Below are 13,987 nucleotides of genomic sequence, written 5' to 3' on the forward strand. Positions count from 1 at the left end.
TGTCGGCACTACAGAGAGGTTCGACCCTACCACCTGGCGGTGAGCGGGGCCTGAAAGCGGCCTGACCACGCTCACGCGGCCAGCACCGCCATCGACAGCAGCTGTGCGCCCGCGGCACCGGAACTACAGGCCCATACGCGCAGCAGGCGCAGCTTCAGTTCGCGCTCGCGGCCCTGCCCGCGCACCGCCAACCACACGTCGCTGGACAGCAGCGCCAGGCGGCCACACAGCAGCGTTTCCACCGCCTGCAGCTGCAGCCCTTGAACCTGCAGGTCGCCCGCCAGCCAATCGCCCAGCCAGGGCAGATCCAGCATGCGCCCACCGTTGCCATCCATCATGAACAGCGCAGGCGATACCAACGCGGTCAATGCCGTGTGGTCATCCTCCAGCAACGCCTGACACAGGCGCTGTTCGAGCGTGGCCAGCTGCACCTCATGCAGGTCTTCAATGATGTTCCGTTCCATCCACGGATCCTTCCGGCATCGGCCGGCGCCTGCGCAGGCGCTGCGCGAGCCACTGCCGCGCGCCCTGCACCACTACATAGAAGACCGGCACGAAGAACACCGCCAGCACAGTCGCGCTGACCATGCCACCGAACACACCGGTTCCGATCGCCTGCTGGGTTTCCTTGGATGCCCCCTGCGCCAGCATCAGCGGTACCACGCCCAGCGCGAACGCCAGCGAGGTCATCAGGATCGGCCGCAGCCGCAACCGCGCCGCCTCCAGCGCCGCCTCGACCAGGCCACGACCCTGCTGCTGCAGCTGACGGGCGAACTCCACGATGAGGATCGCGTTCTTCGCCGACAGCCCGATCACGGTGATCATGCCGACCTTGAAGAACACATCGTTGGGCATGCCGCGCAGCAGCACCGCAGCCACCGCGCCCAGCAGACCCAGCGGCACCACCAGCATCACCGCCAGCGGAATCGACCAGCTCTCATACAGCGCGGCCAGCACCAGGAACACCACCAGCATCGACAACAGCAGCAGCCACGGCGCCTGCGTTCCGGATTCGCGTTCCTGCAGCGACTGGCTGGTCCATTGCAGGGCGAAGCCGGACGGCAGCTGCCGCGCAAGGCGCTCCATCTCGGCCATCGCCTGGCCGGTGGACACGCCGGAGGCTGGTGCGCCCGACAGATTGAGCGCGGGGAAGCCGAGGTAACGCTGCAGCTGCAGTGGCGCTTCGGTCCAGTGCGGCGTCACCAGTTCGGACAATGCCACCATGCCGCCCTCGCTGTTGCGCACGTACAGCTTCAGCACGTGCTCCAGCTCCATCCGGTGCGCTGCATCGGCCTGCAGGATCACCTGCTGCAACCGTCCCTTGTTGGGGAAATCGTTGACGTACCGCGATCCCATCGCCGCCGACAACGTGCTGCTGATATCCGCGAAACCCACACCCATCGCCTCGGCCTTGGCGCGGTCGATGTCCAGTCGCACGCTGGTACCGGCCGGCAGGCCATCGGCGTGCACTTCGGACAGCAGCGGACTCGCCTGGGCACGTTTCAGCAGTTGCTGCAGGGCCTCCCGCAGCGCCTCCTGGCTCTGCCCGTTGCGGGCCTGCAACGCCAGCGAGAAGCCGGAAGACCGGCCAAGGCTGTCGATCGCCGGCGGCATTACGCTCATCACCTCGCCCTCGCCCACCCGTGCCATCGCTTTCTGCGCCGCCGCCACTTCACCGGCTGCGGTCGCTCCAGCACGCGCCCCCCAGTCCTTCAGCATGGTGTAGGTCAGGGCCGCACTCGGGCCGGACCCGGAGAAGCTGTAGCCGAGAATCGACTGGTTGGAGCCGATACCCGGTCGTGAGGCCACGTGCCGTTCATAGGCTTCGACCACGGCCAGGGTGCGCTCGGCCGTGGCTTCGGCGGGCAGCTGGATCGAGGTCATGAAGTAACCCTGATCCTCTTCCGGCAGGAACGCGCCGGGCAGCCAGTGCAGGCCCAGCAGCAGCGCCACTACCAGCGCGGCAAACACGCCCATCACCCGCCCACTGCGCTGCAGTACCGATGCCACGCCGCGCTGGTAGCGTCCGGTCATCTTTTCGAAGCCGCGGTTGAAGGCACCGAACAGCCCGCCGCGACCGTGATGGCCATGCGTGTCGTGGCGCAGCAGGGTCGCGCACAGTGCCGGGGTCAGACTCAACGCCAGCAATGCCGAGAACAGGATCGACACCGCCATCGCCACGGTGAACTGACGGTAGATCGCGCCCACCGAGCCGCTGGCCAGGGCCATCGGAATGAAGACCGCGGTCAGCACCAGGGTGATGCCGATCACCGCACCGGTCAGTTCGCGCATCGCCTTGATGGTGGCCTCGCGCGGCGGCAGCCCTTCCTCGGCCATGATCCGCTCCACGCCTTCGACCACGACGATCGCATCGTCAACGATGATGCCGATCGCCAGCACCATGCCGAACATGGTCAGCACATTGATCGAGAAGCCCAGTGCCAGCATCACCGCAAAGGTGCCCAGCAACGCGATCGGCGCAACCAGTGCGGGGATCAGCGTGTAGCGCCAGTTCTGCAGGAACAGGTACATCACCGCGAACACCAGCAACATGGCTTCCAGCAGCGTCTGCACCACTTTCTGGATCGAGATCTTGACGAACGGCGCAGTGTCGAACGGAATGCTCGCCTGCACCCCGCGCGGCAGCAGCTGCGCCAGTTCGGCCATGCGTTCGCGCACTGCGGCGGCGGTGCGCACCGCGTTCGCACCCGGACGCAGTTGTACGCCGGCCGCAGTGGCCGGATGACCGTCCTCGCGCGTCCCCCAGGCATAGCTCTGCGCGCCCAGCTCGATACGGGCGACGTCACCCAGCAGCACCCGCGAGCCATCGGCACCGGCGCGCAGCACGATGGCGGCGAACTGCTCGGGCGTGGACAGCTGGCCATCGGCGCTCAGCGGCACCGTGATGCGCTGGCCCGGTACGCCGGGTGAATCGCCGATGCGGCCCGGCGAAATCTCCAGGTTCTGCTGTTCGATGGCGCTGGCCACATCGCCGATGGTCAGGCCGTAGCCGGTCAGGCGGGTCGGATCGAGCCACACGCGCATCGCCTGCTCGGCACCGAACAGCTGCACGCGGCCGACACCATCGACCCGGCGCAGTTCTTCGATGATGTTGCGCGCCATGAAATCACCCAGTGCCGCTTCGCTGACGCTGGCATCGGGCGAGCGCAGGCCGACCAGCATCAGGAAGCCGGAATCGGCGGCCTCGACGAACAGACCGTTCTGGCGAACGCTGCGCGGCAGACGCGGCTCGATCGCCTTGATCCGGTTCTGTACGTCCACCTGGGCCAGCTCCGGGTCGGTACCCGGCTTGAAGGTGGCGATGATCGAGGCTTCGCCGGACGTATCGACCGACGATTCGAAGTACAGCAGATGCTTGACGCTGGACAGCTCGCGCTCGATCAGCCCGACCACGGCATCATTGAGCGTCTGCGGGCTGGCACCCGGGTAGCTGGCATAGATGCTGACGCTGGGAGGAGCGACGGCCGGGTAGCGCTCCACGGCCAGGCGCGGAATCGCCAGCACGCCAGCCAGGATGATGAAGATCGCCAGCACCCAGGCGAACACCGGGCGATCGATGAAGAAACGTGCCATGTTGAATTGTCCTGGAGGGGCTGGCCCGGAAAAGGCTCAGCCCTTGCTGCCGGCCTGCATCGCACCGGCGCTGGCGACCGGCAACTGCCAGTCGCGTGCATCGACCACTACGCCTTCCTGCAGGCGCTCCTGGCCTTCAACCACCACCTTCTCGCCTGCCTTCAGGCCATGCCGCACCAGCCACTGGCGATCGACACTACCGTCCACTTCCAGCGTGCGGATCACCGCCTTGCCGTCGGCACCGATCACCCAGGCGTAGGCCTGGCCGCCGGCGCTGCGCAGCACCGCCTGCTGCGGCACGGTCAATGCACTGGCGGGAGCACCGCGCGGCACCCTGGCACGCACATACATGCCGGGCAGCAGCTGGCGTTTCGGGTTGTCGACCAGGATGCGCAGGATCACATCGCCGGTACGCGCATCGACGTTGATGCCGGAGAACAGCAGCTGGCCACGCTCGGGCAGCGACTTGCCGGCGGCGCCGATGATCGTCACCGGCAGTTCGCCGCCACCGGCACTGCGCTGCAGCGACTCCAGCTGCGCCGCCGGCTGGCGTACGTCGACGTAGACCTGGTCGATCTGCTGCACCACGGCCATCGGTTCGGCATCGGCAGCGGCCACCAGCGCGCCTTCGGTCACCAGGGCCTGGTCGATACGGCCGGCAATCGGCGCACTGACCGTGGCGTAGCGCAGGTCCAGCTGACGACGGGAAAGGATGGCGCGCGCTTCATTCACCGCCGCGCGCGCCTGTTCGTACTCGGCGCTGGCGTCGTCACGATGCTGCTGGCTGACCGCCTGTGCGGCGGCCAGCGCATGCAGCCGCTGCGACTGCACGCGGCTGCGGCCGAGCGCCGCCTCACTGCGCTGCAAGGCAGCCAAGGCCGAATCGACGTCGGCACGGAACGCGGCCGGATCGATCTGGAACAGGGCCTGGCCGGCGCTGACTTCGGCGCCCTGTTCGAACAGGCGGCGCTGCACGATACCGCCCACCTGGGCGCGGATCTGTGCGGTGCGCACCGCTGCCACGCGACCGGGCAGCTCGTCATCGCGCTGCACCACCTGCGGGCCAACGGTAACCACGCTGACCCGTGGTGCCGCTTCGGGAGTGGCTTCGGGGGAGGAACAGGCCGTCATGGCCAAGGCGAGGGCCGCGATCAACGCGACCGGAGTCCTGAAGGTTCTCATTGCTGTGCACAATGCCGCGCAGGCGGCGGATAGGTTCTGAAGCGTGCAGTGTGCGTGGCGATGATGGGGTTTCGATGGAGGAAGTGTGGAGATACGATGGAGGCAAGCACCTTCTGGCCCCGCCCCTGCATGCATGCCTCCCCTGCCCTCGCCGCCCTCGTCCTGATCGTCGAGGATGAGGCCGAGATCGCCGACATTCTTACCGCCTACCTGGAACGCGAAGGGCTGCGCACCCTGCGTGCCGCCGATGGCCACAGCGCACTGGACCTGCACCGCAGCGCCCGCCCCGATCTGGTCCTGCTGGACGTGCAGCTGCCGCGCCTGGATGGCTGGAGCGTACTGACCCAGCTGCGCCAGCGCGGCGAAACACCCGTGATCATGCTGACCGCGCTCGACCAGGATCTGGACAAGCTGACCGCGTTGCGCATGGGCGCCGACGACTACGTGGTCAAGCCGTTCAACCCCGCCGAAGTGGCCGCGCGCGTGCGCGCCGTGCTGCGTCGTACGCTGCGTACCTCACGCGTGGACGCACCCACCGCGCTGCGCGTGGGCCCGCTGCTGATCGACTCGGCCACCCATGCCGTGCATGTCGAGGGCGAAGGCTACAGCCACGAAGTCCTGCTCACCCTGACCGAGTTCAAGCTGCTGCATTGCATGGCGCTGGCACCAACGCGGATCTTCAGCCGCAGTGAACTGATGCACGAATGCCTGCCCGAAAGCGAAGCACTGGAGCGTACCGTGGACAGTCATGTCAGCAAGCTGCGCCGCAAGCTGGATGAAGTGGGCATGCTCAACGTGCCGGCCAGCGTGCGTGGCGTCGGCTATCGGCTGATGGCCGACCGCTGATGGCCCGCATGCGCCGCTTCGGGCTCAGCCGCCACATCATCGTATCGATGTCGCTGATGGTGATCGGCGTCATCGTGATGATGATCCTGTCGTCGTGGCTGCTGTACGCGGTGCTGGTCGAATTCTTCCCCGGCAGCACCGACGAACCGGAGGGCTGGCTGCCGACGGGGCCGGAGCTGGCCTGGATGGTTGGCGTGATCCTGACCGGCCTGGCACTGGCCATCGCTGCTTCGTTCCGGTTGGCCCATCGCATCCTCTCGCCCTTGAACTCGGTGGTGGACAGCGTGCGCGCGCTTGCTGAAGGTGACCTCGGCGCGCGCGCCAGCGCGGAGGAGAATTCGCCCGGCGAGGTGGCCACCCTGGTCGAGGACTTCAATGCGATGGCGCGCCGGCTGCAGCACATGGAGAGTGAGCGCGCGATGTGGCACGCGGCCATCGCCCATGAACTACGGACCCCGGTGACCATCCTGCGTGGCCGCCTGCAGGGCTTGGCCGAGGGCGTCTTCCAGCCCGATGAATCGCAGTTCCGCAGCCTGTTGGCCCAGGTCGAGGGCCTGTCGCGCCTGATCGAGGACCTGCGCGTGCTGAGCCTGGCCGACAACGCGCGCATGGACGTGCGCCGCGCACGCACCGACGTGGTGGCCGAGGTGCATTCGGTGATGACCCTGGTCGACCCTCAGTTCCGCGCCGCCGGCTTCGTGCTGGAACTGGAAACCAGCCGCGAGGAGCATGCGGCGCACTGCGATCCCACGCGGCTGCGCCAGGCGCTGCTGGCGCTGCTGGAGAACGCGCGGCGCTATGCCAGCCCCGGCAAAGTACGGATCGCCGTGCATGACACGCCCGGGCATGTGCAGGTGGCGATCGAGGATGAGGGTCCGGGCATCGACCCCGAGCTGCACGCCGACATCTTCACTCCGTTCATGCGTGCCGATGGATCGCGCTCACGTCAGGGCGGTGGCAGCGGCCTCGGCCTGGCGGTGGTCAAGGCCATCGCCGATGCACATGGGGGCCGGGTCTACTGCACGCCTGGCGATGCCGGCGGCAGCCGTTTCGTCATCGAACTACCGCGCCAGTAGCTGGCGTCGCCGCCTGCTCGCGGAGATGGGCGCCGAGCGCTGCCAGGTTGGCATCGATCGCATCCAGCTCGCTTCGCTGCGTGGCCGGCAACTGCTGGCGCAGCTGTACGCGCAATGCCTGCCACGCGGGCACCGCCCGTGTGCTGGCGGCGGCCACCGCCTCGGCCAACAGCGCCTGCTCGTCGGCCAGCGGTAGTCCATAGCCGCCGTCATGCAGCAACGTGCCCGGGCGCAACCATTGCCCACTCTGCTCCAGCAGTTCGCGCAGACCGCGCGTCTGCGCGCTGTCCGGTGCGGCCAACAGGCGGCGCTTGAGTACGTCGCGCGCGCGCAGCTCGGCACGCCGTTGCGCAGCCTGCTCCAGCAGCAGCAGGCCAGCGCTGGCGCGCAGGTCACCGCGCAGCAGCCACGGCGCGCGTTGCTGTGCGGGCACTTTCAGCCAGCCGCGCACATCACGCGCCGGCAACGCCAGCTGCGCGGCGGCCACCCCGAACAACTGCTGGTAGTGGTCACGGGCCGAAGCAAAATAATAGCCTTGGGCCTGCGCGGCGCTGCGGTCGGTCAACACGCCCTCGTCCAGCATCTGCAGCCGCGCCAGCCGCCGCTTCAGCCCACGCGGACTGAGCTGGGCCAGGCCGGCGTCGCCCAGCCGCGGCACACCGGCCTGCAGCAGCTTGGCCGTCTCCACCGCGCAGTTGTTGCTGACGAAGTAGTAGCGCCCGTCGTAGCTCCAATGCACCTGCGCGACCCGCTCCAGCAGGCTGGCGATCTCGGTGCGCTCCAGCCGCAGCGGCAGTGACTGCAGCCCGCGCAACTCGACCTTGGTGTACTCGTCCACCACCTGCTGCAGCGGCAGCACGAACAACCGCGAGGGATAGCCGCCGGTCAGCCCGCGCCAGTTGGAAATCTGCACGTCGCCAACGAACGCGCGGAACGACAGCACACGGTGATACTCAAGATCCAGCCGGCAGTCGGGCCCCGGCGCGCGGCCAGGCCGGCAGATCACCAGCCGGAGCATGCTGTGGCCCCAGCGGCTCATCGGTTGCGCACTGCCTTCGGCAAACAGGTAGTCCACGGCGTAGATGCGTGCGGGATCGAGCTGGAGCAGCGACGCCGCCCCCTCCTCCGAGCCGGCCTGCAGCATCGGAACGGAGGGATCGCACTGCGGCTGCGGCAGCGAAGGTGGCGCTCCAAAGTGGGCCCGGTACCACTGCGCCAGCGCCGGGCGTCGGCACGCGAATTCACCATCAAGCAGGAAATGCTCGGCGTTCACTGCCAGATACTCGGCCGGGTCCGTCAGCTCGTACGCATCCGGGCTGCGGTCACGGAAGTCGTTGTCGCCACGGCCCAGATGCCAGGGCTTGCGCTGCCAGCCCGCGAGGTCGCGCCAGCGCGCACTGTGCGACCAGTTCGCGCCGCTGCGGTCCGCTACATGGGCCAGTTCGTGCACCAGCGCACTGCGTCGCGCGCGCCGTGCACCCGGCACGCCGTCGTCCAGCAGGTCGCGGCGCAGCGCAATGCGGCCGGCGAAGGCGCGGCCATGCACATCGGCAGGCAGATCATCGCGCCAGGCCACCTGCACCTGCGCCGGCAGTGCGCGCAACAGCCCGTCGGGCAGCAGCGCCTGCACATCAGCCAGGGTCTGGTTGGCGAGCTGCTGCTGCGCCAGGTCCAGGCCAGCCGGATCCAGCTGCAGGCCTCCGCTGGCATGTACCGCCGGAGCCGCCAGCAGTAGAGCCAGGCCATGCCTGGCTGCGTTCCGTGCAGATGTCATGCGATTGCCAGCCAGCGGCCGGCACTATCCGAAGGTCGGATCAACGCGCCAGCAGCGCGCGGGCCAGTTCCAGGTCGCTCTGCTGCTGCGCGGCGGCACTCTGCTCGCGCAGATGGACCAGCGCGGCCTGCAGGCGTGCACCCCGGATCTGGCCGTCGCTGGCCACGAACGCGGCGGCATCATCGCGCGCGGCTTGGACTACCTTGTCGTCGCCCGAACTGCTGGCCGAGGAACCGGAGGACGCACCGGTGGCAGAACCGGCCGAGGTGCCGGCGAAGCTGGAAGCGAAGCCGGCCAGCGGCAGGGACAGCAGGGCGAGCAGCAGAAGCGGACGGATCATCGGTTCGAAGCCGGTTGTGGGAATGGGTGGAGCGTAACGGGTGCGTGAAGACTGTGCGCGGTTCAGACGTCGAACAGCTTGCCTGGATTCAGCCGCGCTTGGGGATCAAAGGCATGTTTGACCGCCTTCATCAACGCGATCTCGGCCGGGCCGCGCGTGCTGGACAGGTAGCCCTTCTTGACCAGGCCGATGCCATGCTCGGCCGAAATGCTGCCGTTGAAGCGCTCCAGTACCTGGGCCAGCAGCTTGGTCACGTGTTCGCACTGCGCCACGAAATCGGCGTCACCGGTGTCGTCCGGCTTGAGCACGTTGATGTGCAGGTTGCCGTCGCCGATATGTCCGAACCAGACCACGTCGAAATGCGGGTAGGCCTGCCCGATCAGTGCCTGGGTCTCGGCCAGGAACGCCGGCATCGCCGAGATCCGCACCGAAACGTCATTCTTGTAGGGCTTGTAGCGCGCCAGCGCTTCGGTGATGCCTTCGCGCAGGCGCCACAGCTGGGCGGCCTGGGCGTCGCTGGCACTGATCACGCCGTCGCTGACCCAGCCGTTGCCCATGCAGTCCTCGAACGCCGCCATCGCCGCCGCTTCCTGCGCCTCGTCATTGGCCGCGAATTCGGTCACCACGTAGTACGGATGCACCTCATCGAACGGCGCCTGCGCGCCGTGAGCCAGTACGTGCTCCAGAGCGCGGTCGGTGAAGAATTCGAACGCCTGCAACTGCAGGCGCGCACGGAACGCAGCGAACACCTGCATCAGCACTTCGAAGCTGGGCAGTGCCAGCAGCATCACGTTGCTTGCAGGCGGCGGGTCGGTCAACTTCACCGTCGCCTCGACGATTACGCCCAGCGTGCCCTCCGAACCGATCAGCAGCTGGCGGAAGTCGTAACCGCTGGAGTTCTTGATCAGTCCTTTGTTGAGTTCCAGCAGCTCGCCGTTGGCGGTGACCACCTTCAGCCCGGCGATCCACTCGCGGGTGTTGCCGTAGCGGATCACGCGGATGCCGCCGGCATTGGTGGCGATGTTGCCCCCAATCGTGCAGGAGCCGCGTGCCGCGAAATCGACCGGGTAGATCAGGCCGTGGTCCAGCGCGGCGTTGTGCACGGCCTCCAGCGGCATGCCGGCCTGCACCACCAAGGTGCGATCGACCGCATCGTAGGCCAGCGCCTTGTTCATCCGTTCCAGGCTGAGCACCAGCTCGCCGTTGGCCGCCACCGCGCCGCCGGACAGGCCAGTGCGGCCGCCGGACGGCACCACCGCCACGTCATGCTCGGCGCTCCAGCGCATCACTGCCTGCACTTCCTCGACCGTGGCCGGCAGCGCAATCGCCAGCGGTGCCGGCGTCCAGCGCCGGGTCCAGTCGCGCCCGTAATGCGCCAGGTCGGCCGGGTCGGTCTTCAGCTTCAGGCCGGGACAGGCCTGCTGCAGCGAGGCAATGCGGGAATCGGTCATGACGGTCCAGCGCGGTGCGTGAAGAACGGGCAAGCGTGCCAGCGGCACGCGCCAGCGTCCAGCCCCGCATCCGTGCAGCTAGCTACCGATGCAACCAATTGCGCACTGCACCATGGGCGTCGCGATCTGGCATAGTGATTGGCCCCTGTCCCACTGGCCGTGTTGCCCCATGTCGCCGAAGAAGACCTCGTTCCCGAAGCAGGATATCCGCGTGCTGTTGCTGGAGGGGGTCAGCCAGACCGCCGTGGAGGTGTTCAGCGCCGCCGGCTACAGCCAGATCGAAGCGCACACCAAGGCGCTGCCCGAGGACGAACTGAAGGCGCGCATCGCCGAGGCACATATTGTCGGCATCCGTTCGCGCACCCAGCTCAGCGCCGAGGTGCTGGCCGAGGCCAAGCGCCTGATCGCGGTGGGCTGCTTCTGCATCGGCACCAACCAGGTCGACTTGGATGCAGCCGAACTGGCTGGCATCCCGGTGTTCAACGCGCCCTACTCCAACACGCGCAGCGTGGCCGAGCTGGTGATCGCCGAGGCGATCATGCTGACCCGCGGCATCCCGCAGAAGAACGCCGAATGCCATCGCGGCGGCTGGTCGAAGTCGGCCAGCGGCAGCCATGAAGTGCGCGGCAAGACCCTGGGCATCATCGGCTACGGCCACATCGGCACCCAGGTCGGCGTGCTGGCCGAATCGCTGGGCATGCAGGTGATCTTCCACGACGTGGAAACCAAGCTGGCACTGGGCAATGCCCGCGCCGCAGCTAGCCTGGACGACCTGCTGGCACGCGCCGACATCGTCACCCTGCACGTACCGGAGACACCGGCCACGCAGTGGATGATCGGCAGCACCGAACTGGCGAAGATGCGGAAGGGCGCGCACCTGATCAACGCCGCGCGCGGCACCGTGGTCGACATCGATGCGCTGGACGCGGCCCTGGCCAGTGGTCACGTCGGTGGCGCCGCACTGGACGTATTCCCGGTCGAGCCGAAGGGCAACGGCGATATCTTCGAATCGCCGCTGACCCGCCACGACAACGTGATCCTGACCCCGCACGTGGGCGGCAGCACGCTGGAAGCGCAGGACAACATCGGCGTGGAAGTGGCGGCCAAGCTGGTGCGCTACAGCGACAACGGCAGCACCCTGTCGGCGGTCAACTTCCCGGAAGTGACCCTGCCCGAGCACGCCGACAGCCTGCGCCTGCTGCACATCCACCAGAACGTGCCGGGCGTGCTGTCCAAGGTCAACGAGATCTTCTCGCGCCACAACGTCAACATCGACGGCCAGTTCCTGCGCACCGACCCGAAGGTTGGCTATGTGGTGATCGACATCACCGCCAGCGAGGAGCAGGCCACCGCCGTGCGCGAGGAGCTGGCCGCGATTGCGGGCACGTTGCGTACGCGCATCCTGTATTGAAGCGCATCCCGCCATCCACGCCATGCGTGGATGCATCTTTCAGCGCGCCAACCATCGGCGCGCCATGCGCTGCATCGATTCATCCGATTCCGGATCGGCGGCGACCTCGACCACCGGCCGCCAGGCCAGCTCCAGCGATTCCTCGCTGAGCACGAACGCCTCGCCACCCAGCGCGCGGATCACGAAACGCACGTCGTAGTGCCAGTGCCCCGGCACGTCCTTGCGCTCCGGAATCCAATGCTTGTCCAGATCAAAGATGGCCGGGTCTTCCAGCACCAGGCCGCTCAGGCCCGACTCCTCCTCGGCTTCCTTCAGCGCGACCAGGGCCAGGTCGCGCTCACCGTCGGCGTGGCCTCCCAGCTGCAGCCAGCGCTGCAGCTTGCGGTGGTGGGTCAGCAGCAGGCGCTGGCCATCGGCACTGACCAGCCAGCAGCTGGCAGTGAAGTGGCCGGCCAGACGTTCGCGCCTGAACGGATCTTCCGGATCGCCGATCAATGTGCCGAATTCGGCAGCCAACGCGTCGTGAGCAGGCTCACGACCGGCATAGTCCTGCAGCAGGCCACGCAGGTGATCATCAAGCACGGCAAGGGTTTCGACGGTCTGACTCATGAATGGGGGCGGTCTGGAAAAATACTGCTCATTATCGCCGTTCATTGTTGCGATTGCGCTTGTGCGTTGGCTTCAGCTTTGGCTAAGGTACAGCGGGCCGTTCGCACGGCCTTCACCATTCCAGGTCGCCGGCAACGCATCGGCGGCCCCCAATCCGATCATCAGGAAGTACTGCATGCTGAAAGCTCTGTTGAGGGTCAAGCCGGTCGAACCGGCCGGGCACGTCGATGCCGGCGAACCCATCGAAGGCAGCCTGGACGGCGAAGCCACGCTGAAACGGACCCTCACGGCGAAACACCTCATCATGCTCGGCATTGGTGCGGTGATCGGTGCAGGTATTTTCGTGCTGACCGGCCAGGCCGCAGCCAATCATGCCGGGCCGGCGGTCATGCTCTCCTTCGTCTTCGCCGGCATCGCCTGCGCGCTGGCCGGCCTGTGCTACGCCGAGTTCGCGGCGATGATGCCGGTTTCCGGCAGCGCCTATTCCTACTCCTACGCCACGCTCGGTGAGGGCATGGCCTGGTTCATCGGCTGGTGCCTGGTGCTGGAGTACCTGTTTGCCTCGGCCTCGGTCGCGGTGGGCTGGTCGGCGTACCTGATCAGCTTCATCACCACTACGCTGCACATGCCGTTCCCGGACGCACTGAGTGCAGCGCCGATCGCCTGGAACGGGCACGAGTTCGCCGCCTCCGGCAAGCTGTTCAATCTGCCGGCCGTGCTGATCGTGGCGGCGGTGACCGGCCTGCTGTACGTGGGCGTGACCCAGTCCGCGTTCGTCAACGCGATCATCGTCGCCATCAAGGTCTTCGTGATCTGCCTGTTCGTGGGCATCGGCGCCGCCCACGTGGACCCGGCCAACTGGCATCCGTTCATCCCGGAGAACACCGGCGTGCCGGGCGAGTTCGGCTGGAGCGGCGTGTTCCGCGCGGCCACCATCGTGTTCTTCGCCTACATCGGCTTCGATGCGGTCTCCACCGCGGCCGGTGAAACCAAGGACCCGCAGCGCAACATGCCGATCGGCCTGCTCGGTTCGCTGGCGATCTGCACCATCGTCTACATCATCGTCTGCGCGGTACTGACCGGCATGCTGCCGTACCACCTGCTCGGCACCGACAAGCCGGTGGCCACCGCACTGGAAGCCTACCCGAGCCTGTCCTGGCTGAAGACCGCGGTCGAGATCGGCGCGATCGCCGGCCTGTCCTCGGTAGTGCTGGTGATGATGATGGGCCAGACCCGCATCGCCTACACCATCTCGCGCGACGGCCTGCTGCCGAAGATGTTCGGCAAGGTCCACAAGCGTTTCCGCACGCCGTACTGGGCCACCATCGTTGTCGGCGTGATCGCCGCGTCGCTGGCCGGCCTGGTGCCGCTGAACGTGCTGGGCGAGCTGGTTTCGATGGGCACCCTGCTGGCTTTCGCCACGGTCTGCATCGGCGTACTGATCCTACGCTACAGCCGTCCTGAGCTGCACCGCCCATTCCGCGTGCCGCTGGTGTGGGTGATCTGCCCGCTCGGTGCGCTGTCGTGCCTGTTCCTGTTCTGGCAGGCGTTCGTGGTGCACTGGCACCTGTTCGTTGGTTGGACGTTGCTGGGCCTGCTGATCTACCTCGGCTACGGCATCCGCAACAGCAAGCTGGCCAAGTCCTCCTGATCCGCCTACGGGCCGGCCCTGAGCCGGCCCGTCCGTTTTCCCGTGCGCCGGTT

The 13,987-nt window shown here is 67.3% G+C and carries 11 protein-coding genes; 4 read left to right on the top strand and 7 right to left on the bottom strand.

Features of this window, described 5'->3' with window-relative positions:
* Nucleotides 1-71 precede the first annotated feature (71 nt).
* Genes ABH900_RS02820 through ABH900_RS02830 form a run of 3 tightly spaced genes read right to left on the bottom strand, consistent with a single transcriptional unit; the run spans nt 72 to nt 4,776 of the window.
* Entirely contained in the window at nt 72-464 is a 393-nt protein-coding gene (locus ABH900_RS02820) for a nuclear transport factor 2 family protein (RefSeq protein ID WP_429621057.1), read from the bottom strand.
* A complete protein-coding gene (locus tag ABH900_RS02825; RefSeq protein ID WP_429621059.1) occupies nt 445-3,594 on the bottom strand; it encodes a multidrug efflux RND transporter permease subunit in 3,150 nt (1,049 codons plus the stop codon). Before ABH900_RS02825 ends, ABH900_RS02820 begins: the two co-directional genes overlap by 20 nt.
* Before the next feature lie 36 nt (nt 3,595-3,630).
* On the bottom strand, nt 3,631-4,776 hold the full coding sequence (locus ABH900_RS02830) for an efflux RND transporter periplasmic adaptor subunit (RefSeq protein WP_429621061.1): 1,146 nt from the start codon (nt 4,774-4,776) through the stop codon (nt 3,631-3,633).
* A gap of 129 nt (nt 4,777-4,905) precedes the next feature.
* Here ABH900_RS02830 and ABH900_RS02835 point away from each other — a divergent pair, with 129 nt between their 5' ends.
* Both ABH900_RS02835 and ABH900_RS02840 read left to right on the top strand, forming a co-directional pair.
* Nucleotides 4,906-5,622 carry a response regulator gene (locus tag ABH900_RS02835; RefSeq protein WP_429621063.1) on the top strand — a complete coding sequence of 239 codons (717 nt, stop codon included), beginning with the start codon at nt 4,906-4,908 and terminating at the stop codon, nt 5,620-5,622.
* On the top strand, nt 5,622-6,698 hold the full coding sequence (locus tag ABH900_RS02840; RefSeq protein WP_429621065.1) for an ATP-binding protein: 1,077 nt from the start codon (nt 5,622-5,624) through the stop codon (nt 6,696-6,698). Before ABH900_RS02835 ends, ABH900_RS02840 begins: the two co-directional genes overlap by 1 nt.
* Here the strand turns inward: ABH900_RS02840 and ABH900_RS02845 are convergent.
* From ABH900_RS02845 to ABH900_RS02855, 3 genes are all read right to left on the bottom strand, one after another.
* Entirely contained in the window at nt 6,676-8,472 is a 1,797-nt protein-coding gene (locus ABH900_RS02845) for a DUF4105 domain-containing protein (protein WP_429621067.1), read from the bottom strand. The genes ABH900_RS02840 and ABH900_RS02845 overlap by 23 nt on opposite strands.
* Nucleotides 8,473-8,512: 40 nt before the next feature.
* Nucleotides 8,513-8,812 (bottom strand): DUF2388 domain-containing protein, encoded by a 300-nt coding sequence (locus ABH900_RS02850; RefSeq protein WP_164147371.1) that lies wholly within the window; start codon nt 8,810-8,812, stop codon nt 8,513-8,515.
* Nucleotides 8,813-8,874: 62 nt separating this feature from the next.
* Nucleotides 8,875-10,263, bottom strand: coding sequence for an FAD-binding oxidoreductase (locus ABH900_RS02855; RefSeq protein WP_429621069.1), 1,389 nt, complete (start codon nt 10,261-10,263; stop codon nt 8,875-8,877).
* 169 nt (nt 10,264-10,432) lie between these two features.
* Between ABH900_RS02855 and serA the strand changes: the two genes are divergently transcribed.
* Nucleotides 10,433-11,674: a phosphoglycerate dehydrogenase gene (serA, locus tag ABH900_RS02860; protein WP_429621071.1), complete on the top strand. Its 1,242-nt coding sequence runs from the start codon at nt 10,433-10,435 to the stop codon at nt 11,672-11,674.
* A gap of 39 nt (nt 11,675-11,713) precedes the next feature.
* Here the strand turns inward: serA and ABH900_RS02865 are convergent, their stop codons facing one another.
* Nucleotides 11,714-12,328 (bottom strand): NUDIX hydrolase, encoded by a 615-nt coding sequence (locus tag ABH900_RS02865; protein ID WP_429621074.1) that lies wholly within the window; start codon nt 12,326-12,328, stop codon nt 11,714-11,716.
* A gap of 130 nt (nt 12,329-12,458) precedes the next feature.
* Between ABH900_RS02865 and ABH900_RS02870 the strand changes: the two genes are divergently transcribed.
* On the top strand, nt 12,459-13,934 hold the full coding sequence (locus tag ABH900_RS02870) for an amino acid permease (protein ID WP_429621076.1): 1,476 nt from the start codon (nt 12,459-12,461) through the stop codon (nt 13,932-13,934).
* Nucleotides 13,935-13,987 lie beyond the last annotated feature (53 nt).

This window comes from Stenotrophomonas sp. AN71 (genome assembly GCF_050435725.1).
In the GTDB taxonomy this organism is placed as follows: Bacteria; Pseudomonadota; Gammaproteobacteria; order Xanthomonadales; family Xanthomonadaceae; genus Stenotrophomonas.

Coding starts and splice junctions, on each gene's coding strand:
- ABH900_RS02825 (WP_429621059.1), bottom strand. CDS start 3,594: ATGGCACGTTTCTTCATCGATCGCCCGGTGTTCGCCTGGGTGCTGGCG.
- ABH900_RS02830 (WP_429621061.1), bottom strand. CDS start 4,776: ATGAGAACCTTCAGGACTCCGGTCGCGTTGATCGCGGCCCTCGCCTTG.
- ABH900_RS02850 (WP_164147371.1), bottom strand. CDS start 8,812: ATGATCCGTCCGCTTCTGCTGCTCGCCCTGCTGTCCCTGCCGCTGGCC.
- ABH900_RS02865 (WP_429621074.1), bottom strand. CDS start 12,328: ATGAACGGCGATAATGAGCAGTATTTTTCCAGACCGCCCCCATTCATG.
- ABH900_RS02845 (WP_429621067.1), bottom strand. CDS start 8,472: ATGACATCTGCACGGAACGCAGCCAGGCATGGCCTGGCTCTACTGCTG.
- ABH900_RS02835 (WP_429621063.1), top strand. CDS start 4,906: ATGCATGCCTCCCCTGCCCTCGCCGCCCTCGTCCTGATCGTCGAGGAT.
- ABH900_RS02870 (WP_429621076.1), top strand. CDS start 12,459: ATGCTGAAAGCTCTGTTGAGGGTCAAGCCGGTCGAACCGGCCGGGCAC.
- serA (WP_429621071.1), top strand. CDS start 10,433: ATGTCGCCGAAGAAGACCTCGTTCCCGAAGCAGGATATCCGCGTGCTG.
- ABH900_RS02855 (WP_429621069.1), bottom strand. CDS start 10,263: ATGACCGATTCCCGCATTGCCTCGCTGCAGCAGGCCTGTCCCGGCCTG.
- ABH900_RS02820 (WP_429621057.1), bottom strand. CDS start 464: ATGGAACGGAACATCATTGAAGACCTGCATGAGGTGCAGCTGGCCACG.
- ABH900_RS02840 (WP_429621065.1), top strand. CDS start 5,622: ATGGCCCGCATGCGCCGCTTCGGGCTCAGCCGCCACATCATCGTATCG.